This window comes from Neobacillus sp. PS3-34 (genome assembly GCF_030915465.1).
Lineage (GTDB): Bacteria > Bacillota > Bacilli > Bacillales > Cytobacillaceae > Neobacillus_A.
Map to the genome: position 1 here is coordinate 624,386 of NZ_CP133267.1, position 19,840 is coordinate 644,225.

The 19,840-nt window shown below is 39.7% G+C and carries 18 protein-coding genes and 4 pseudogenes; 1 reads left to right on the forward strand and 21 read right to left on the reverse strand.

From position 1 onward, the window contains the following. Nucleotides 1-8: 8 nt before the first annotated feature. Nucleotides 9-727: pseudogene (locus RCG23_RS03185) on the forward strand (3-ketoacyl-ACP reductase). 59 nt (nt 728-786) lie between these two features. On the opposite strand, the gene RCG23_RS03190 reads toward RCG23_RS03185, so the two are convergent. The 21 genes and pseudogenes from RCG23_RS03190 to RCG23_RS03290 all read right to left on the reverse strand — a co-directional run bounded on the left by RCG23_RS03190 (nt 787) and on the right by RCG23_RS03290 (nt 19,803). Continuing rightward, a complete protein-coding gene (locus tag RCG23_RS03190) occupies nt 787-1,050 on the reverse strand; it encodes a hypothetical protein (RefSeq protein WP_308178562.1) in 264 nt (87 codons plus the stop codon). Nucleotides 1,051-1,521: 471 nt separating this feature from the next. After that, on the reverse strand, nt 1,522-2,619 hold the full coding sequence (locus RCG23_RS03195) for an L-dopachrome tautomerase-related protein (protein ID WP_308178563.1): 1,098 nt from the start codon (nt 2,617-2,619) through the stop codon (nt 1,522-1,524). Nucleotides 2,620-3,474: 855 nt separating this feature from the next. Next, the gene (locus RCG23_RS03200) at nt 3,475-4,086 is read right to left on the reverse strand and encodes a creatininase family protein (protein ID WP_308178564.1); all 612 of its coding nucleotides are present in this window, start codon (nt 4,084-4,086) and stop codon (nt 3,475-3,477) included. A 382-nt stretch (nt 4,087-4,468) separates the two neighbouring features. Then, nucleotides 4,469-5,502: pseudogene (locus RCG23_RS03205) on the reverse strand (electron transfer flavoprotein subunit alpha/FixB family protein). After that, complete coding sequence (locus RCG23_RS03210) at nt 5,503-6,330, reverse strand: electron transfer flavoprotein subunit beta/FixA family protein (RefSeq protein ID WP_308178565.1); 828 nt, start codon at nt 6,328-6,330, stop codon at nt 5,503-5,505. A 322-nt stretch (nt 6,331-6,652) separates the two neighbouring features. Beyond that, nucleotides 6,653-7,018 (reverse strand): Ig-like domain-containing protein, encoded by a 366-nt coding sequence (locus RCG23_RS03215; RefSeq protein WP_308178566.1) that lies wholly within the window; start codon nt 7,016-7,018, stop codon nt 6,653-6,655. Between the two features lie 7 nt (nt 7,019-7,025). Further along, complete coding sequence (locus RCG23_RS03220; protein ID WP_308178567.1) at nt 7,026-7,421, reverse strand: hypothetical protein; 396 nt, start codon at nt 7,419-7,421, stop codon at nt 7,026-7,028. 274 nt (nt 7,422-7,695) lie between these two features. Next, entirely contained in the window at nt 7,696-8,334 is a 639-nt protein-coding gene (locus RCG23_RS03225; RefSeq protein ID WP_308178568.1) for a zinc-binding dehydrogenase, read from the reverse strand. A 10-nt stretch (nt 8,335-8,344) separates the two neighbouring features. Beyond that, nucleotides 8,345-8,683, reverse strand: coding sequence for an alcohol dehydrogenase catalytic domain-containing protein (locus RCG23_RS03230; protein WP_308178569.1), 339 nt, complete (start codon nt 8,681-8,683; stop codon nt 8,345-8,347). Next, nucleotides 8,680-8,871 carry a hypothetical protein gene (locus tag RCG23_RS03235; protein WP_308178570.1) on the reverse strand — a complete coding sequence of 64 codons (192 nt, stop codon included), beginning with the start codon at nt 8,869-8,871 and terminating at the stop codon, nt 8,680-8,682. The genes RCG23_RS03230 and RCG23_RS03235 overlap by 4 nt, the downstream gene beginning before the upstream one ends. Nucleotides 8,872-8,963: 92 nt before the next feature. Then, on the reverse strand, nt 8,964-9,359 hold the full coding sequence (locus RCG23_RS03240) for an alpha-amylase family glycosyl hydrolase (RefSeq protein WP_308178571.1): 396 nt from the start codon (nt 9,357-9,359) through the stop codon (nt 8,964-8,966). Beyond that, nucleotides 9,304-9,807: pseudogene (locus RCG23_RS03245) on the reverse strand (alpha-amylase family glycosyl hydrolase). Before RCG23_RS03245 ends, RCG23_RS03240 begins: the two are co-directional and overlap by 56 nt. Before the next feature lie 49 nt (nt 9,808-9,856). Then, nucleotides 9,857-11,077 carry a hypothetical protein gene (locus RCG23_RS03250; RefSeq protein ID WP_308178572.1) on the reverse strand — a complete coding sequence of 407 codons (1,221 nt, stop codon included), beginning with the start codon at nt 11,075-11,077 and terminating at the stop codon, nt 9,857-9,859. Between the two features lies 1 nt (nt 11,078). Then, complete coding sequence (locus tag RCG23_RS03255) at nt 11,079-11,267, reverse strand: hypothetical protein (RefSeq protein ID WP_308178573.1); 189 nt, start codon at nt 11,265-11,267, stop codon at nt 11,079-11,081. Between the two features lie 52 nt (nt 11,268-11,319). After that, nucleotides 11,320-12,298: pseudogene (gene manA, locus RCG23_RS03260) on the reverse strand (mannose-6-phosphate isomerase, class I). Nucleotides 12,299-12,437: 139 nt separating this feature from the next. Further along, nucleotides 12,438-13,502: a BtaManbiosPhlase gene (locus RCG23_RS03265; protein WP_308178574.1), complete on the reverse strand. Its 1,065-nt coding sequence runs from the start codon at nt 13,500-13,502 to the stop codon at nt 12,438-12,440. Between the two features lie 27 nt (nt 13,503-13,529). Next, nucleotides 13,530-15,788 carry a family 1 glycosylhydrolase gene (locus RCG23_RS03270; protein WP_308178575.1) on the reverse strand — a complete coding sequence of 753 codons (2,259 nt, stop codon included), beginning with the start codon at nt 15,786-15,788 and terminating at the stop codon, nt 13,530-13,532. 219 nt (nt 15,789-16,007) lie between these two features. Continuing rightward, a complete protein-coding gene (locus RCG23_RS03275) occupies nt 16,008-16,832 on the reverse strand; it encodes a hypothetical protein (protein ID WP_308178576.1) in 825 nt (274 codons plus the stop codon). Nucleotides 16,833-16,864: 32 nt separating this feature from the next. After that, nucleotides 16,865-17,995 carry a hypothetical protein gene (locus RCG23_RS03280; RefSeq protein WP_308178577.1) on the reverse strand — a complete coding sequence of 377 codons (1,131 nt, stop codon included), beginning with the start codon at nt 17,993-17,995 and terminating at the stop codon, nt 16,865-16,867. A 28-nt stretch (nt 17,996-18,023) separates the two neighbouring features. Further along, nucleotides 18,024-18,893, reverse strand: a complete 870-nt coding sequence (locus RCG23_RS03285) for a carbohydrate ABC transporter permease (RefSeq protein ID WP_308178578.1) — start codon at nt 18,891-18,893, stop codon at nt 18,024-18,026. Beyond that, on the reverse strand, nt 18,877-19,803 hold the full coding sequence (locus RCG23_RS03290) for a carbohydrate ABC transporter permease (protein WP_308178579.1): 927 nt from the start codon (nt 19,801-19,803) through the stop codon (nt 18,877-18,879). Before RCG23_RS03290 ends, RCG23_RS03285 begins: the two co-directional genes overlap by 17 nt. Nucleotides 19,804-19,840: the final 37 nt, after the last annotated feature.

The following is a 19,840-nucleotide window of genomic DNA, read 5'->3' on the forward strand; positions in this document are numbered from 1 at the left end:
GTGATAAAATGATTTCTTTAAATGGAAAAACTGCAATAGTTACTGGCGCAGGAAGAGGCATTGGACGTGCTACTGCTATCGCCTTAGCAAAAGAAGGCGTTCATTAGGCCTAATCGGCTTAAATATGTCTAATCTAGAAAAGGTAGCTGCTGAACTAGCACAATTTGATGTAAAGGTTTCTGCAGCAACAGCAGATGTGACCTATCTTGAATCCGTTACCCGTGCTGTTGAACATATCAAATCAGACTTAGGCCCAATTGATATCCTAATCAACAATGCTGGTGTTGCTAAATTTGGTGGGTTCCTTGATCTAACACCAGAAGAATGGGAAAAAATCATCCAAGTCAATTTAATGGGTGTGTATAATGTAACAAGAGCAGTATTACCAGGAATGATCGAAAAAAAATCAGGAGATATCATCAATATCTCTTCATCTGCTGGCCAAAAAGGTGCTCCTGTTACAAGTGCTTACAGTGCTTCTAAATTCGCTGTTTTAGGGCTAACAGAATCACTTATGCTAGAAGTAAGAAAACATAATGTCCGTGTTACTGCTTTAACACCAAGTACGGTCGTTACAGATTTAGCCATTGATACAAATCTTGTTAAAGGCAATGAAGAAAACGTTATGCACCCAGAAGACCTTGCAGAATTAGTCGTGGCTAGTTTAAAATTTAATCCAAGAGTATTCGTTAAAACAGCTGGATTATGGTCAACAAATCCATCATAAAACGAAGCAGCTCCAGTGGGGTCTGCTTCTTTAGTTCGTACAAAATACTCTTATATGTATCAGTGATACAAGGACATTACTTTCTCTAAATCAACAATTAACTGGTTAACTTCATTCTGTGCTAAGCGTACAAGCATTTTTTCGTATAAAGTAATAATTTGCCCATCCTCTTCATGCTGATGTTTTTTTAAATAATGATAAATATTATTTAACTGGTCTTCATTAAGGACCGACTCTGTTTCGAAATTCTTAACTTTCTGTAAGGAAAATTCATTGATAGTCGAATCAAATTCACCTGCAATAATGTTCCCTTTCACGAACATCCTCTCACTCCTCAAAGTCAGTATAGGATAGTTTTCCCACATAATATGTTAAATAAATCTTTACTCCTCAAATTTAAATAAAATGAGGACTTTTCAAATGTTTGTTAGCATCATAGATTAAAGGCTTCTTTTTTTGTTGTTTTATTAAATGTGGCCAGTATCTATCTCGTAAATAAGAAGCAAAAGCAAACGGAAAAACAGGCTGTAGTTCAAGGGGAAATTGGAGCTTAAAGCTTAAAACTTCAGAAACAACCCTTATATAGGAGTGTACCTAGTTTCTTTTTAATATCCACCATTCTAAAGCCAGCAATAAAAAGGATAGATGAGCAGAATAAAGATGCTCTATCTATCCTTTTTTTGTAATACATATTAGCTGGCTTCAAATAAATATTAGTATGAAAAAATATTTCTCGTTCAACACTATATAACTTAGGAATCCCAAACTGTCAACTAGATAGGGATTCCCTTTTTTCATGAAAAAGTAGGAGCAGGTAATTCATCAATTTTCATACGAAGTAAGCTATAAGGTTTTTGTCGCAAGTCTTTTCCATAATGAAATCTTGCCTGCCGATGTAATTGGTTTACAATGACATATAAGTATTGATCGGGACCGATCGAAAAAGTATCAGGCCATAAAATTCTCGGATCATGTGCGATGGTTTCCATTGTACCATTCGGCAATATCTTCCGAATACTGTTGTTTTCATAGTCTCCAGCATAAACGGTTCCTTTTGCATCGGTGATCATTCCATCAGACGCACCTTTTTCTCCCCAATACCCTACATGATAAACTAAATCCATGTCAGGTATGGTTCTGTCTCTTAGGGCCTCTGTCGAGATCGAGAACAGATGACGGCTGGTTAATGGACAAAAAAATAAAACCTTTCCATCGGGAGAAATCGCTATACCATCAGACGCCAATCTAAATGGAGAAGTTGAGCCATCTCTGTTTCGATTCATCAGAATTTCACCTTCTACTTTCGGTAAAAAGTAGGGGTCGGGTGAAGTTGAATTTGCTCCATTTAACCGTCTAAACGCGTTTCCATTTTCTAAATCTACGACGATAATAGCCCCTGGTCCTTTGGTAGAAGAATCCGTTATATATGCATAACCTGCTTTTCCAACACGAAAATCGAATCGGACATCATTCAGATACGTTGTTGGCAGGACAACATCTTCATTAAAGGCATATACTCTTCTTATTGTATTGGTTTTTAAATCAACAGCGACTAATTTTGCCCCCCCTTTAATAGGTTCTGAAAAATTCGGCGCCGCTGTATCTAATACCCAAAGTGTTCCCCTACCATCAGCAACTACACTTTGGACACTGATGAAAGACATTGTGATATTCCCTGGGTTAACCAAATTGGTTTCTAAACTAGGATAAGGCTGTAATTTATCCTCAACAATTTCCGCCACCGTAAAATTAACGTCGTCTCCCCATTTCGGAAAACAAATGAAAATACGACCGTTTTCTGAAACAGTAACTCCTGTAGGCATAGCCCCATAAAATGCATAAACTAGTTCAAACTTACCGAAATAATTTTCCATAGGTAAAATTGGTTTCATGATATCCTCCTCAACGGAACGGGATATCCCCTATATATGTTTAAAATTTTTTCTTGTGCCTGGTCCTAAATGAGTTTTTCTATCTTTAGTAACCGTAGTTTTCAATTGAAGGTTTTCACCATTTTGTTATTTTTAACTCAAATAAATCTCCAACTATTGCAATTGAAATGGCACTTACTAAGCTAGCAATAAATTTCCCTGAGATAGCCCCGCATACCGAATCCTAGATAAATGATCGATTTTACTTTGATTTTGCAAATTAGAGAAATCAGCTTCGATGTCTTTATTTGTTAGCACGCTACAACTTTTGTGCAAGAAGGGCAAGGGTTAAAACCGAATCAAGCCCGGAAATCCGAAAAGTTTATTTTCGCGAAAACCGAGCCTGATTCGGAAAAATTGATTTTAGGTGTCCTGAGTGTTGTGGCAACAAAGGGTACTGGTGAGTTTACATAAAGTAAAATGCAACTCACGAAATGTTTGGAAAATCTTGTGAAAGAATCTACAGTCGTTTCTAAATTTGGATAACAACTTTATATTGTATCCACAATTTCCCTTCAGCTTGTTCTTTAATTATCTTATTTTGATACGAAATATTCCATAATCTCAATGATATTCAAAAATAAAACGAGAAAATTAAATATCGTTAAAAATTGTTCGTTATCTTCCTGGGATAAAATTATACCTTATTAGTCTAGTATTTTTGAGTTAGTAAGCTAAAATCCTCATTAACTACCTTTACAATCTCATCGGATAAGAGATTTAAGAAGTATTCACCCCATTCGGCTTTTGCCGGTCTCGGGTCCCCCATTATACCGACTTCTGTAATACCAATTATCCCCTCATTGAACAACTTATTTAAAACCTCATCTGTCGTCGGGCAATATATCCAGGTGTTGCTTTTTCCATATCTACTTGATCGGGGGCAATATGAAGCATTACTGATGTTTCCATGGCACACCCGTGGCCCGTGCTTCCTTCAACAAGTCCAAATTTCTTTTCAAATTGTGCATTCAAACCCACCAACTGCTTTAAAGATAACGCACTGCTAAATTGCATATCGGGATGCATTTCTTTAAGATCTGATACAATCTTTTCATTTTCGTTAAAGTTTCCGCCATGCGAGGAGAAAATAATTACTTTTTTGAAGCCGTGACTTTTATAACTTGTGACATAATCCTCAATGATTCCCCGGTACACTTCTGGACGCAATGTGATACTGCCAGCCATAGGTATATGATGCTCCGACAGCCCTGGGCGAATAACCGGGGCTACTAGTGCGTTACCAAGCTTTTCTGCAACAAGAAGCCCAACTGCCTGACCTATTACTGTATCGGTAAGTTCCGATAAGTGATAGCCATGTTGCTCAACTGATGCTGTACAAATAATAACTGTATCCATCCCAGCATCAATTTTTTCTTTGATTGTTGGCCAATTCATAAGTTCAAGCAAGTAATCATGAGTTTTCAATAAGATCCCCTCCCCTGTAATATTGATAATACATTTTATTACTTCGTTTTTTATGGCTAAAACCCTTTGCTTATCTCTAATTTATTTTTCAAAGGTTGTTGTTCCTTTTGTTTTCAGTGATTCAAAGAAACACTCTACTGCTTCTTCAGGTGTTGTTCCTGCAATGCGTGGTGTGCCGTTACCTTTGATTGGGTTATCCTCAGGAAGCCCAGAGGTGTACTGCTTTGGATTTTCCCGGTTTAGGAAACCGCATAATTTGTATTGCTGCTATGAATCCAGCAGCAATTGCTTTTTCTCTGTATATAAAAAGGAACCCCATTATTACACTAGGATTCCTTTTTATAAGGCAGATACCAGCGGATGCCGCACCGCCAACATTATATCAACTTTCTCTGGTATTGCTTACCTTTTCTCTGGATAAAGCCTTTTCAAACTGCTCGATTAGTATAGGGACAACTTCAAAGGCATCGCCAACAATGCCATAATGGCAGTTCTGAAAAATAGGGGCATCTTTGTCCTTGTTAATGGCGATAATTAATCCTGAATTTTTCATTCCCACAATATGCTGAATTGCACCGGAAATTCCAATCGCAAAGTAAATTTTTGGGGTTACCGTTACACCGGTTTGCCCTACTTGATGAGCGTGGTCAATCCAGCCCGCTTCAACCACATCCCTGCTGGCACCAACCGCTCCACCAAGGGTTTCCGCCAATTGATGGATTAATTGAAAACCATCGTAGCTCCCTAATCCTTTTCCGCCTGCCACAATGATGTCTGCTTCGTCAATCCTTACTTTTTTTACCGTTTCCTTTACGATTTCCAGCACTTTCGTCCGCACATCTTCTTCCCTTAGGGAGATAGTTTCTTCAACAATCTTACCTGTTCTCCCTGGTTGAGGAGGCAGCGCCTTCATGACTTTCGAGCGTACTGTCGCCATTTGCGGCAGGTATTTTTTACATAAAATAGTCGCCATAATATTTCCGCCGAAAGCAGGCCGGCTTGCCAATAGTAATCCCGTTTCCTCCTCCACATCGAGCTCTGTCGTATCCGCTGTCAAACCAGTCGGCAGATCGGTGGCTACGGCACTTGCGAGGTCTTTTCCCGTTGAAGTCGCCCCAAAAAGAATAATTTCCGGTTTATGTTTATCCGTGCATTCCAGCAGGGCCTCATATAGGTTTCGGTCCGGTAATGTTTAAAGATCGGCTGATCATATACATACACCGTATCTGCCCCGTATTCAAAAACGGTTTGTGTTAAATGTTTAACATTATCCCCCACTAAAAAACCAGCCAATTCCACTCCCCGTTTGTCTGCCAGCTTTCTTCCGGCACCCAACAATTCAAGGGATACACCTGCAACACTATCATCCTTCTGTTCAATGAACACCCATACACCTTTGTAATCTTGGAAATCCAATTACACTCCCTCCTTTGTTTCAAACAGTTCTTTCTTTTCAAGCAGGACAGAGAGCAATTGCTCTACTTGTGACGTTGGGTTGCCTTCAAGGAACGTTCCCCCTGCCGGTTTTTGCGGAGCCCATACTTTGGAGACAATCGTTGGGGATCCCTTCAAGCCAAGCTGCTTTATATCTACATCCTCCAGGTCATCAACCGACCAGACATGAGGCTTATATCTGGCCGCTTTTAACATGTTTGGAAACGGAGAATATGGCACTTCATTGATTGTTTTTTCAACGGAAAACAAACATGGCAGTGTGGAACGGACGACTTCAAATCCATCTTCCAGCTTGCGATGGACAATGGCATATCCTTCTTCTTGGTTGATTTCAACTACTTTGTTCACAGAAGTCAGCGGTGGAATATCGAGCCTTCGTGCAATTCCAGGTCCGACCTGCCCGGTATCTCCATCGATGGACATTTTCCCGCAAATGATCAAATCGATAGGCTGATGTTTTGAAATTTTATCAATCGCTTTAGCCACAGCATAGCTCGTTGCCAGTGTATCTGCACCCGCAAACCGGCGGTCAGTGATTAAATAACCCTCATCCGCCCCTATTTCAATACATTTTTTAATCGCGGTAACCGCTGGAGGAGGCCCCATCGTTACAACCGATACGATTCCCCCATATCGATTCTTTAGCCGAACCGCCTCTTCCACAGCATGGGCATCATACGGATTCAATATCGCAGGAGCCGTCCGGCGGTCCATCGTGTTTGTCTTCGGGTTCATCTTGATAATCTTCGTGTCAGGCACTTGCTTGATACAGGCTACAATATGAAGCATCTAACCCCTCCCCTTCATTAAAAAGCACATTATTAATTGTTGCTTTGTGAAACTCGCCGGCTGATTTCGGCTAAAAACCTTATACGCCCGTTTACATTAACTTTATTAACAGAGATGTCCATACATTCGAATTTTCTGACAAAAATATTCACAAACAGTGTTCAGGAGGTTTACACACAAACCTTCTCTTCTATTATTTGTCACTCAATATGAATTAGCGACCTCAACCCTGTCATTGTTTGATTGTCACCGCTTAATTATGAAAATATAAAAAAGGTCATGGCAGTTGTTAACTTCCATGACCTTCTGTAATAATATTCTATTAATCTAGCTGATTTACTAAAATATATTCTAGATCCTCTAACAATAGATCAGCAAAATCTTCCGTAATAGATTTGCCTTTTTGCGCCTGGATATGGTTCTTTAAAGCATTTAGCTTGTCAGGTGTTTTGTCCTTTTGTATGGCTTGTACTTGAGCTTCAATGCTCTTTACAATGCCTTGCTTTGTAAAAGCGTGGTTAGCTTCACCTATGCCAATTAATTCATCCAGATGATCGATATCCATGACGATAAAGATTTGGAACTGCTTTGAAGCCTTGTTGCCTGCGTTATCTTCCGCCAAGACTGTTAGTGTATGTTCACCTGGAGCTAATGACAGCGGCTTGATTTCGTTTAAATTGGAAATCACCTTTCCATCAAGCGCATACTCGACTTTCGCAACACCACTCAGGCGCCGGGTTCCTGATCACATCCCAAATGTGGCTTTTCGGTGCAATCCCGATTCCGTTCACCTTTAGCGAAACGAAGAAAGCCAAAAAGATAAAGAAACTGGTGGCTATGAACACTACATAATAGCCGATCATGCCCCGGACCCGTGAGATGATAATGCCCGAGAAAAGCGGGGCAATTATGCCACCAATCGTATAAAGGATTCCCTCTATATATAAAAATTTGTCCCGATCATTATTCGTAGTCAAGTCGAGAACGGCCATATGCATTCCAACAAAATAAAGGCTCATGGCCAATCCATTTGAAATCCCTAACAGAAGAATATGCTGATCCAGGATTTTATGGAAAACAAGCATGAGCATCGGGTTCGTTTTCCTAGCCAGCCATGCACATATGCCGAAACTTATCTTAATGGCCACGGACCAATATAAACTGTAATATGCGAGCTATGAATACGTTTTATCCAGCCTCCAAAGGAACACGCTTTGGAAAATGCCTGACAGCGAAGTGCCAAAGGAAAACAAGGCATTCATGGCCATATAAAATTTCAATTCGGCCGAAAAAGTCTTAAAAATGCTAAACATCTATTAATCTCCCTTATAAAAAGGAGGGCCGCAGGTTATGCAGCCCCCGTTACTAGTACATTACTATGGCTTTTGAAACATTTAGCTTTGGATAGTCAGCCATGATGCCAGGCAGTTCTTCCATAGGTACCCGATGCGAAATAAGGTTTTTGACATTGACAACTTTTTTGGAAATCAACGAAACGGCTTCTTCATGGGTGAATGGATTTACGAATGACCCTTTGATAATTAGTTCCTTTGAAAAAATTTCAAATGGGGAGACCGAAATTACTGTTTCAGGAGCGGAAACACCAAACAGCAAAACTTGGCCTCCCTTCGCTGCAGCATTAAAAGCAAATTCCATGCTTTCCTGCCTGCCTACACATTCAATGACAACATCCGCTTCAATGTGCGGGGCGTCAATTGGATTGACCACTTGATCAGCACCAAGCTTATATAGTATAGATTTTTTGCTTTCCGTTGGCTCACTGACTATTATTGACTCGACATTCTGTCCCTTCACTAGCTGAAGGAACAACCTGCCTATGAATCCCCCTCCGATGATAAGCACCCTGCTTAATGGGGAAAGCTGGATTTTTCTGAAACCGTGCAGCACACAGCCCAATGGTTCAACTAGGGCTGCTTCCTCAAAGGTGACCGAATCAGGAATGTGATAACAATTAGCCTCAGGTACGAGACAATACTCACCCATGCCGCCATCCCTAGTGACACCCACAGCCTGAAGGTTTTCGCACAAATTGGCCGGTTGCTACGGCAAAATTTACAGGTCTCGCAGTAAATATTAGGATCGATATGCGGTCGCCTGTTTTCAGTTTTCTTATTCCTTCGCCAACTTCAACGACTTCGCCTGCCAATTCATGGCCCAGGATGATTGGGGGGTTCACCGCTGCCGAACCGGGATGGCCATGGTAAATATGCTGGTCGGTTCCGCAGATGCCGCAGCTTCTCACTTTAATTAGTACTTCCTGCGGGGATGGGACAGGCATGGGAACATTGACTAACCCCAACTCTTTTATGCCTTTTAGAACAGCTGCTTTCATGATACATGCACCTCGCCACAATTGGTTTTTCCTTCATGCTCAAGCAAAATAATTGCTTCATTGGGCATAATCGATAAATTGTTTCCGTTCCCAAGAGAGGTTCTCTTATTGGAAAGAAGCAAGTCATAGTTGTCTGTTTGAACATCAATGGATTTGTCTTCACTGGAGTAGTTTAAAGCTATCAGCACCCTTTTGGATTCCTTCACTTCTAATGAAGAAAATCATGTCGTCCTGCTTTTTCAAAATTTCATACTCTCCGCTATGCAATGAACTATGCTGTTTACGATATTGAAGTTAAAGGCCACATCCAGCTTCCCCGAACCTGAATAGGCTTTTGAATGTCGATATCCTCAGAACCGACTTCACCGACATTGAACTGGTCCGGGTATTGATGGACAACTTCTGAAATTTCACGGATCACCTTCATGATACCTTCCTGGTCTTTATCATTCAGATGGATTTGTTCTTTTTTATCCTGATCGAAAGGATTGTCCGGAAATGAATCATTTACTTTCAGGAAATTAATAACGTCAAGGCGGAATCCGTCAACGCCTTTTTCCAGCCAAAACCTCATCACATTGAACATCGCTTGTCTGAGCTCGTGATTGGCCCAGTTCAGATCAACCTGTTCCTTCGCAAAAGCGTGATAATAAAATTGGTCTGTCGTTTTCATCATATTCCCAGGCTGGGCCGCTAAAGAATGATCCCCAGTTGTTAGGCTGGTCCTTCCAAATATACCAATCGCGTTTCGGATTATCTCTAGATGACCTTGATTCCTTGAACCATTTGTGTTCTGAAGAAGTATGGTTCAAGACCAGGTCGGCAATATCCCTAATGCCCCGCTTGTGCGCTTCAACAATAAAATTCTCGAAATCTTCCATTGTTCCGTAAGAAGGATCAATTCCGTAATTATCGGAAGTGTCCTAGCCGTTATCGACTTTAGGTGATGGATAAAAGAGAGTAAGCCAAAGTCCGTCAATCCCAAGATCCTTCAGATAGTCAAGCTTCGAGGTGATGCCGTCAAAATCCCCGATCCCATCCCCGCTGCCATCTTTAAAGCTCGGGACATATATTTCATAAAAAACTGCCTTCTTGCACCACGAATGATTCATAAGCACTCTCATCTCCGACGTTACAAATAATAAAAGTAATTCTATTTTCAAATTATAAAAATTACGAATTCTTTATTGGGTTATTTTTTGCCATTTCATAAATAACTTTTACATCCCCAGCAGGTATCACGATTATTCCTGAGCTTACATATTCCGATTTATACACATCATATAACCTATTATTTTGGTTCATAGTCACTTCTTTTGCTTCCGCCAAAGGATTATAAAATAAATAAAATGCTGGCTTTCCCGGATTTAGGAAGTCCGTTTTTGAAAGATTAAGCTTTAAAATATAAGGGTGCTCTGTAGGTTCGACCAGTGCTGCCCACCACAAAGCCAATGAGCCGCCATAAACGGATTTATGCGTATGAAAATCCCCGAATGCGTAGGGTTTTTGGCCCTTTGTCACAGGACAAGGTTTCATACGGGACATCCGGCGGCAGTTCCGCAGGCTTTGTGCCTCTGGACTTAAAAGATCTCCAAAAAACGCCCTTGCATTAGCAGCCGTATGAAGGGCATATTTAGCAATTAGCTTTGCTTTTTCTTTACTGACATAGGAAGCGATTGGCAGCAAAAATGGCAATAGAATTAAACTTTCCAGACTATAGGCTGTTTGGGAAGCTTCCTCACGTGAATATCCCCTCCATCCCCTCATCAGACCGTTTACTTCAGCATCTCCCCATTTTCCTGTATGCATGGGTCCCTTCTTGCTGTCAAAAGTAAAACCAATGATCTTATTCAACTCAAACGAAAAGCCCATGCTGTTTAATTTTACCGCCGCCTGACATGCCATGGCACCACTCGGGATTTCATACCAAGGGTTAGTTTGAAAAGATTGATAGAATCCCATTGCTTTTACTGCTTCGTTTAAATATTTTAGGTCACCGGACTGTTCAAATCCAACAAGCATTAAATATGAATAGGCACCGATTGTATCAGGCTGCCTGTAGGAATCTTTGTTTGTAAAAGGAGTTCCTGCAGAAAAATCGAATCCCTGGTCATTAAAATCATAGTTATTCGTCTTTGCGATACCCAGCAGTGTGTCTAAACTTTGCTTTATCATGTTTGTATATTCAGGAGAAGAAGGTTGCGATTTCCTTATAATTTCGAAGGCATAGCAGTTTACCAGCATCAAATACCAATATTCCTCACGCCGATTGCCCGGGTGGTTTATGAATATTGAATTTTCCGCAGAAAAATATGTACCAAGGGTGGGCAGGAAATCCGCGACCGACTCCCCGCGCAGGATCTTGCCTAGAATAATCCCGCCAAATGTTATCAATTCATGGCCTCCCATCTTCAACGAACGCGCCAAATCGATGGAAACCTTCCTTGTCCGTGAACCTTACTCCATTCTTATCATCCATGATGTACTTATTAAACCGATCTGCAATCACACTCCAATTCAATGGAAAATGACGCGGAACATCCGGGAAATACTTCACTTCTGACATAGCTGATTGGTCTGCCATTGTAATCCCCCTTTTTCTTTAACGGTTACCGTTCTTGCTGTCCGTTTTTCCGTTACACATGAGAAACGATAAACTCCGCTTTTCCTTCCAGCTTATATTCATGGATACTGTTAGGCAGGATAAAGTGAGTTCCCTTTCGAATGGAAAAAGTCTTTCCTTCCACGGTGAGTTCTGCTTCCCCGTCAAGTACGCTCACCTGCAAGAAGTCAGCCGTTACCTCTCGTGACGCCTTACCATCCAGCTGCCAGTGATTCACAGTAAAATACTGTTCTTTCACAAGCTGCTTTTCCGCCAAATCGCCAAAAACAGCTTCTTTCTTTTCTACTGCGGCATCTTGATGTGGGACGGTGATGACCTGTATCGACTGCTCGAGATGCAGGTCTCGTTTGTTCCCTGTTGCATCCGTACGATCATAATCATATACCCGATACGTAATGTCGGAGCTTTGCTGTGTTTCCAGGATGATAATTCCTTTCCCTATTGCATGGACGGTGCCACTTGGAACATAAACAAAATCACCCGCCTCTACTTTCACACGCCGTAAAAGCTTGTCCCATTCACCCTTGGCGGCCATTTCCGCAAGCTCTTCCTGTGTGGCAGCATGATGTCCCAGTACCAGCTCGGCGCCTTCCTCTGCACTAATGACATACCAGCACTCCGTTTTTCCATATGGCATGCCTTCTACTTCGCGTGCAAATTTGTCATTCGGATGAACTTGGACAGAAAGGTCATCGGCTGCATCAAGAATTTTCACAAGCAACGGGTATTCTTCCTCGTTCCCGGCCTTTTATTGAACAGCTCTCCATGCTGGCTCCAGCCTCAGCCAGAGTTTTGCCTGCAAGAGGGCCGTTTTTAATCAGGCTTGGTCCGTTGGGATGTGCCGAAATAACCCACGCTTCCCCTGTGTGCTCAGACGGATTCTCGTAATTGAATTCCGTTTTTAATTTTTGTCCGCCCCAAATTCTTTCTTGCAGGACAGGCTCTAAAAAAATCGGTTCATTTTTATATATGATTGCCTCCAACTCTTTCATCTTGGCTAAAAACATTTTGTCTTATAAACAGCCAATTTCAAATTTCTCTCTTTCTAACAAGCTGAGCCAAATACAAACAAAACCCGCGGACAAAAACAGTCCGGCGAGTTTTAATACTAGGATTGAAGGTTTATGCTAGTTACTCTAAATAAGTCAATGAATCCAGGATTTCTTTTAGACTTAATTCTGCGCATGCCATAGATGTATCCGCTGCACCGTAATACAACTTGACAACATCACCTTCAACTAAAGCACCACAGGAAAATACAACTCCGCCAAAAAAACCAGTTTCTTCATAATCAGCTTCTGGCTTCAAGAGAGGTTCACTGGATCTTGCGATTACTTTTGCCGGATCGTTTAAATCAAGCAGTACAGCTCCCAAACAATAGCGATGATCTGATGTAGCACCATGGTAAATCTCTAACCATCCCTTTTCTGTTTTGAATGGTACTGCTCCGCCGCCGATACGCCCGGAGTCCCACATTCCTTCTCTTAATCCCATTAAGTGTTTATGATTTCCCCAATGTAATAAGTTTGTAGATTCTGAAATCCAGATTTCGGGGTTGCCAATACTCCTTAACGTCGGGCGATGCATTGCATAATATTTCCCATTGATCTTTTCAGGGAAAATCAGCGCATCTTTATTTTCTGGTGCGAAAATCATTCCATGATGCTCATAACTGACAAAATCTTTTGTAGAGACCATGGACTCACCGACACCAACCGGTGAAACCGCTGTAAAGTAGATATAATATACATCTTCAATCTGTGTAATTCTTGCGTCCTCCAAACCAAAAGTTTCTAATTCATTTGAAGGATAAATGAATGGTTTTTCATCAATTGAAAAATGACGGCCATCTTTACTTCTTGCAATTCGTAAGTAAGAAAGCGATGTTAAATAGCTGAAGCCGTCTGAACTGTCTGCTTCACGAAAAAATCGAGAGTCTGAGAAATCATATTTAGGGTCGTTTAAATCAAACTCTGCAATTTCCAATTCTTTTGTTTTTGGATTAAAAATCGGAGACTTTACAATTGCAGGGTCATTGCTGATTGGTCTCTCAGCCACACGCAGCAGCATGATTACTTCATCATTAAATGTTGCAATCCCGGCATTAAAAGCACCGATTACCTCGAAGCCAGAATGATACGGCTTAACATCGGCCGGTGTCACTAATGGGTTTTCCTCATATCTGTAAACTTTCATTTTCTATTCTCCTTTAATAATCAAAGATTAATAAACTTCGAATTCAGAGATAAAATGATAAACAGCACCAATTAAATTTGAATCATTATAGAAACGGCACGTATTCAGATTTAATTTAATACTGCTCATTCCAACTTCTTTTCTAATCTCTTCATATCTATTCTTTAAATCTTCGATAAATTTTTTGTTTGTCGAAATGGCTCCCCCGACAAGTACAATTTCAGGGTCATACATATGAACAGCATTGTAAAATAAGATTGCCAAATCATTGATGAAATTTTTGTATTCCTCATCAACCAAGGGATTATCAAGGTATTGAAAAACTTCCTGTCCGTTTTTTACCGGCACAATTGGGCTGATTCGATCGACTAGCGCCTTGGTTGAGGTAAATTCGCTTTCATAATAAAATTTCCCATCAATATTTCTAATCAAATATCCAAGTTCAGAACCATAAAGGTTCGCTCCGCGGAAAATTTGATTATTTACTACAAATGTTGATCCAATTCCCGTACCTATAACAATATTTAAAAAATTCCTGTAACCTCTTGCATTCCCAATCCACATTTCAGCAAGGGTTGCACAATTGGCATCATTCTCAATGCTGCAGCTTACGCCCAATTCACGTTCCAATCTCTTTACCCAATCCCCTTCTTTAATGCAGGGAACCGATACTGTACCTGATATTGTTTTGTTTTTCCTGTCAATTGTCCCCGGAGATGAGATGCCTATTTTTTTACAGCCGCTTTTAAAAGTCAACTCGCTGATTTCTTTATAAAAATCTGCAAAATCTATTCCGTCTACTGCTAGCTCTCCCTTTTCAAAGATTGTGCCCTCCCGGTCCAGAATTCCCCATTTAATACAGCTGCCGCCAATATCTATCGCCAAATAATTGGAATTCAACATAGCCCCTCTTCCCCTGCCACTATTCATAACTAGGCCGATGAAAAATTTATTTACGGCTAAGTCACGATAAAAAACAGCGTTCTTTTTCAAATTTTTTTCTCTGGTTTGCAAGTTTAGTGAAACCAATCCATACCGATTTTTAAAAGAGTTCTTCCAGCTAAAACAGTCTATAAATGTCCATAAATGATACCCGAAGCAATTGCTTCCTTCACTGACCGCCTTTGCCAAATAATATAGATGTTCTTTTATAAAATCGGTCCGGTAATCATCCTGAATAATGCCATCCTTCAGAAACGTTTCCTCATTTTCGACACCCATGCCATTTTCTGATAGGTACCACTTTATGTTTCCATACTCTTTTTGGATTGTTTTCGCAATGTTATAAACTACTCTTGGTTCAATTGCCCAGCCGCGATATTCGTTAATTCTTACACCTTCAGGGATATAAGTTTCGAAATAATACCAGGGGAAAAATTCTCTTTCACGATAATCACACTGTTTCCTCACATAAACTGGTTGATAGTAATTAATTCCCACAAAATCGATTGGATAAAATTCAGAAATTTGCTGAATGTCAATTTCATGTTTCTTGAGAATCTCAAGGTAATCCTTGTTATATTCAAGCTTGATACAAGGATCCAGGAATATTTTATTGATGAAAACATCGTAAACCAATCCAGCGTAATGATCCTCTTCGGAGCTAATGATTGGCGGTAAAAGATCCAGGACAATCCCTATTTCTTTGTCATAATACTTTTTATAGATACTTACTGCCAGATTATGCGCTCTTAAGATGTTATTATTTGCCGTCACATAAGCCTGTGTACTTTTATGGCACGGATAAATGTCATTGTAAAAATAGGCGCTGCGGCTAAAAGCAATCGGTTCATTGAAGGTGATCCATTTATCGACATACTCATCAAATAATTGAAAGCATACTTTGGCGAATTCAACATATAAGTCAATGACTCTATCACTTAGCCAGCCGCCATATTCCTCTTCCAAAACAAAAGGCAAATCAAAATGAAATAAATTCACATACAAATCGATATTAGCCTCTCTAATCGCTCTAAAATAATTCCGATAAAAAGAAACGCCTTCCTCATTTATCGAAAGCTTAATAGGATCATTAAAAATACGGCTCCATTGAATTGAAGTCCGAAAAGAATTCAACTTACATGCCTTCATCAATTCAACATCTTCCAAGTACTCATAATAGGTATTGCAGGCAGGATCATTTCCTACTTTATTATGGAAAGCATCTGGCTGTGTCCTATACCAATAATCCCATATTGAATCGGTTTTTTTGTCACTGGCTCCCTCAGTTTGCGGACCGCTTGTAGCAGCGCCAAAACTAAACTCCCCAGGAAACTGAATCTTCAAAATCCCGCAACCCCCAAAGAATAAATATTTGCCTTTTCATAAATAAAAAAACATGAGCCGGTAGATATCCCCTTCTAAACAAGTCAAAATACTTACATCACTGGAGGGTATCATGCTCATGGTTTTTTATTACCCATAGCCAAAACAGCAATTATATGGGAATGTACATCATTTTATTCTTGCAATCCAGTGAGTAATCCGTCAATAAATGACAAGGTGTTAATAATCAAATAGTTTTTTTACGATTACATAAAACACATTCCAGCAGAAAACATAGGTAGCTTTCGTAGAACGTTCGATGCCGGACAGATTCAAATGTTCATGGCTAAAAGGTTCATCATTGAAGAAATTGAATTCTTGGTATACCCGATTTTCGAATCGTTCTCGAGCATCTTTCCATCCATGCGCAAAACCTGCGTAATAAGCACAGATTTCCTCTCTCATCCAACTGCCGCCATTATAATAATAGCCAGGTTCAAACCATTCCCACTCATTCCAGTGATGATAACTTCCATCAAAGGTGCCTTTTTCAACATCAGCAATTAAGCGCCCAATGCCATTGACATGTGGAAGTTTATCCAAAGTATTTATTACTATTTCATCCGTTAACATTTTTTCTCCAAAAAGCCATAGGGAGACGAACTCTGGCAGCAGGTCGCAATAGGTTACAACCTTTGGAAAATCCCTGTCACTGATTATATATCTCAGTTCCGAATCATAATAAGCTTGGTAATAGTTAATGGCCTTCTGAATTAACCAATCAGGAACTTCATACCCCAACTCTTTGATTACTTTTAACGTTACTGCATACATCCCTTGATTTACGGCCAGCCGGTTCGACGGATCCCCCCGGAAGTCAATTACATCATTTTGGCCTAACACAAATTCTGCAAAACATTCCCCTGTTTTTTGTCTGTCAAATCGAAATACGTAATCAACTAATAGATCAAGCTTCTCTTTTGGGACACCTTTGTAGCCTCTTCTGCTATTCAAAAGATGCCACCACAGCAATTCCATTGCTGCTTCGTTATTTTTCTTTTCCACACTTCCCATATCAGGTGTAATGATTGTACCTATTACGCCGTCCGGCCTTGTGTGTTTAAAAACTCAGATAAAAACACTTCATTCAATCGTTTATCAGCCAATGAAACAATGGTCCAAAACGTATCCCTAGCATACATGTCAGGAGAATAGTTAACATTCGGGACACAAAGATGATCATCCAAAATATTTACAAATACAGAGGCATAAAATAATTTCTCGTACTCATTTGTTTCGTCGAATTTAACAAAATCAATCAAATGATTGAAGTGAATTTGTGGAAAATATCTGTTATTTCTTTTGTTATTTTCGAACTCCGCTTCCACAATCAAAAACTCATTTTCATAAGGCACAGCTTGTTTTAACGTAATATGATTCCCCATTTTCGGTTCAATCTTTTCGAAAAAGACATTGGCCTCATCTGAAGAAAAATTAAATATGTACTCATTGGTTGAACCTATTTGGAAGAAATCCGCTAATTTAGAATGCGGCTTAACCTTCATGTACTGAAGTTCATAAATTTCGTTATTTCGATCGGTTAACTCAATTGATATTTCTTCTTCTGTATTGTTCTCCACAACAATTCGATAAAAACCTGAATCAATGTTAATAAACTTATTAATTTCTAATTCTATGTCTTCCAACTTTACATAATTAATAAAGTCATATTTGAAACCATAATTTAGTCTGACTTTATTTCCGGAAAGCATAATCAATTCCAAGTCTTTAAAAACACTTCTCTTTGTAAAACCGCCAAGATTATACGGATTTCTTTTCCTAGTTACTCTCGTGAATTTATTTTTATAGGGAATTCCCGGATAAATAAGTGTATTTACATTGTCATGATTCCCTATGTAGAAAAATTCATCATTTACAACACCATTTGTAAATTTCTCAGAATTAAATGTGAAAAATTCTTCATTATTAAAGGAGATACAATGTGAAAAGGAAACATTTAACTTTTGGATACAATTTTGCTCAAGGATAAACGTAATCTTTGATACTCCATCAACAGTACTGAATTGATATCTGTAATCAATATTCAGCTGCAGGCATTCCGAAAAATACCTGCCACTTTGCAAATTATGGATTACAAAGCTTTCTTCATACGAATGATCCAGGGTAGAGATGTTTACAACTGTCTCAAAACTAGTAATATTCTGCATTAGACTGATATCTCCCTGAAGTTCTAAATTACCCTTTTATTCCTTCGGATTTCGATGTGTCAAGAATGTATTTCTGTGTAAACAAGAAAACAATCAATACCGGCAAAGTAATAAGAATGGTCGAAGCCATTTTTACGCCAAGTTCAATCGGAGGTGACATAGTCGCACTATTTAACGCGGCTAATGATTGCTGCAATGTGAATTTATCCGAATCGGTCAACCAGATTAGCGGACCCAATAAATCGTTCCATGTCCCCTGGAAAGACCAAATTCCGACGACAATTAATGCCGGCTTACTGATCGGCAAGAAAATCTTGTACCATATTTCAAAATCCGAGAAGCCGTCAACCCTAGCAGATGACACTAATTCCCTTGGAATGGCAATGAAGTACATCGTCAAAAAGAAAATATATTCGGACGCACCAAACATCCCGGGCACAATCATAGGAAGATACGTATTGATCCAGCCAATTTTTGAAAAAACAACATACATAGGAATCATTGTGATTTCAAAAGGAATCATCAGCGATGCCAATAGTATTAAAAAAATGACCTGTTTATATTTGAAATTAAATCTTGCAAAACCATAAGCAACAAATGCCGACGAAAACACACCAAATACCACAGCTGGTATAGCAACGGTCAGTGTATTTCTAAATCCCTGGAAAAAATTCAGCTGATCAACGGCAACCTTGTAATTATGCCAGTCCCATTGCGATATGCTTCCCTTTGGCAATAAGGTAAAGGTAGAAGAAATGTTTTCAACCTGAGGTTTAAGAGAAGAAAACAGTGTCCAGGCAAATGGTACTGCCAATAAAAGAGCTACGAATATGAGCAGGAGATATGAAGCCGTTTTGCCCCCATATTTCTTAAAATAGTACTTACGCTTTTCTGACATTCTTCTTCACCTTCTTTTTCTTCATTCCGGAATAATACTCCCAGAAAGGTGTTCTTTTATAAATAATCAACATTAATGTCATAACGATTACGAACAAGATCCAGGCTAACGCAACTGCGTATCCCATTCTGAAATTCCCAAACGCCTGCTGATAAAAATAAACCATATAGAACTTCCCGGAATCACCTGCTCCACCTAACACGTAAGCATCCGAGAATTTTCTGAATCCGCCAATAATCGCCATGATAAAGTTATAGATTAAGATCGGCCTCATCAAAGGAATTGTTACCTTGAATAATCTCTCAAAATATCCCATTCCCAGAATCCTTGAAGAATCTATTAATGACCGCGGAACTTCCTTTACTGCAACCAAGTATGTCAAGAATCCGGAGAAAGCTCCCCAAACCGCCATTATTACGTATGAAGGCACCACTAAATTAGGGTCGAATAACCATGCGCCATGAAAGCCAAATACACCAATAATCATGTTCAATAAACCGCCATGGGGAGAAAAAATCCAGCTCCACATAACAGCAATTGCAACGCCTGACGCCAAGGTAGGAACGTAATTTAAGCCCCTGAAAATACTGACGCCTTTTACATTAGAATTCAATATCAGAGCTGATGTAAGGGAAGCTGCCATGCCAAGCGGTACTGCCCACACTACAAATCTCACTGTAACAGAAAGCGAATTCCAAAAATCGCTTGATTTAAAAGCAGTAACATAATTCTGAAATCCAATAAACCCTTCATTTGGGCCTACTAATCCCCAATCAGTAAGCGACATGTAAAAACTATAAATTGAAGGAAACAATGCAAATAGTGTAAAACCAAATAGCCAAGGCAGAACGAAGCCGATCCCTTTGAACTTTCTTCTTCCTTGTATTCTCTTAATCTCTTTGGCATCCAAGTTTTTCTACCACCTTAAACCCGTCGTCGTGCTTGCA

What these genes read in the sequence shown, in the direction of transcription:
- RCG23_RS03255 (WP_308178573.1), bottom strand. Translation starts at nt 11,267, where the DNA reads ATGGCAGACCAATCAGCTATGTCAGAAGTGAAGTATTTCCCGGATGTT.
- RCG23_RS03210 (WP_308178565.1), bottom strand. Translation starts at nt 6,330, where the DNA reads ATGCTTCATATTGTAGCCTGTATCAAGCAAGTGCCTGACACGAAGATT.
- RCG23_RS03285 (WP_308178578.1), bottom strand. Translation starts at nt 18,893, where the DNA reads ATGTCAGAAAAGCGTAAGTACTATTTTAAGAAATATGGGGGCAAAACG.
- RCG23_RS03190 (WP_308178562.1), bottom strand. Translation starts at nt 1,050, where the DNA reads ATGTTCGTGAAAGGGAACATTATTGCAGGTGAATTTGATTCGACTATC.
- RCG23_RS03265 (WP_308178574.1), bottom strand. Translation starts at nt 13,502, where the DNA reads ATGAAAGTTTACAGATATGAGGAAAACCCATTAGTGACACCGGCCGAT.
- RCG23_RS03195 (WP_308178563.1), bottom strand. Translation starts at nt 2,619, where the DNA reads ATGAAACCAATTTTACCTATGGAAAATTATTTCGGTAAGTTTGAACTA.
- RCG23_RS03225 (WP_308178568.1), bottom strand. Translation starts at nt 8,334, where the DNA reads ATGGGTGAGTATTGTCTCGTACCTGAGGCTAATTGTTATCACATTCCT.
- RCG23_RS03220 (WP_308178567.1), bottom strand. Translation starts at nt 7,421, where the DNA reads ATGCTCATGCTTGTTTTCCATAAAATCCTGGATCAGCATATTCTTCTG.
- RCG23_RS03280 (WP_308178577.1), bottom strand. Translation starts at nt 17,995, where the DNA reads ATGCAGAATATTACTAGTTTTGAGACAGTTGTAAACATCTCTACCCTG.
- RCG23_RS03230 (WP_308178569.1), bottom strand. Translation starts at nt 8,683, where the DNA reads ATGAAAGCAGCTGTTCTAAAAGGCATAAAAGAGTTGGGGTTAGTCAAT.
- RCG23_RS03240 (WP_308178571.1), bottom strand. Translation starts at nt 9,359, where the DNA reads ATGATGAAAACGACAGACCAATTTTATTATCACGCTTTTGCGAAGGAA.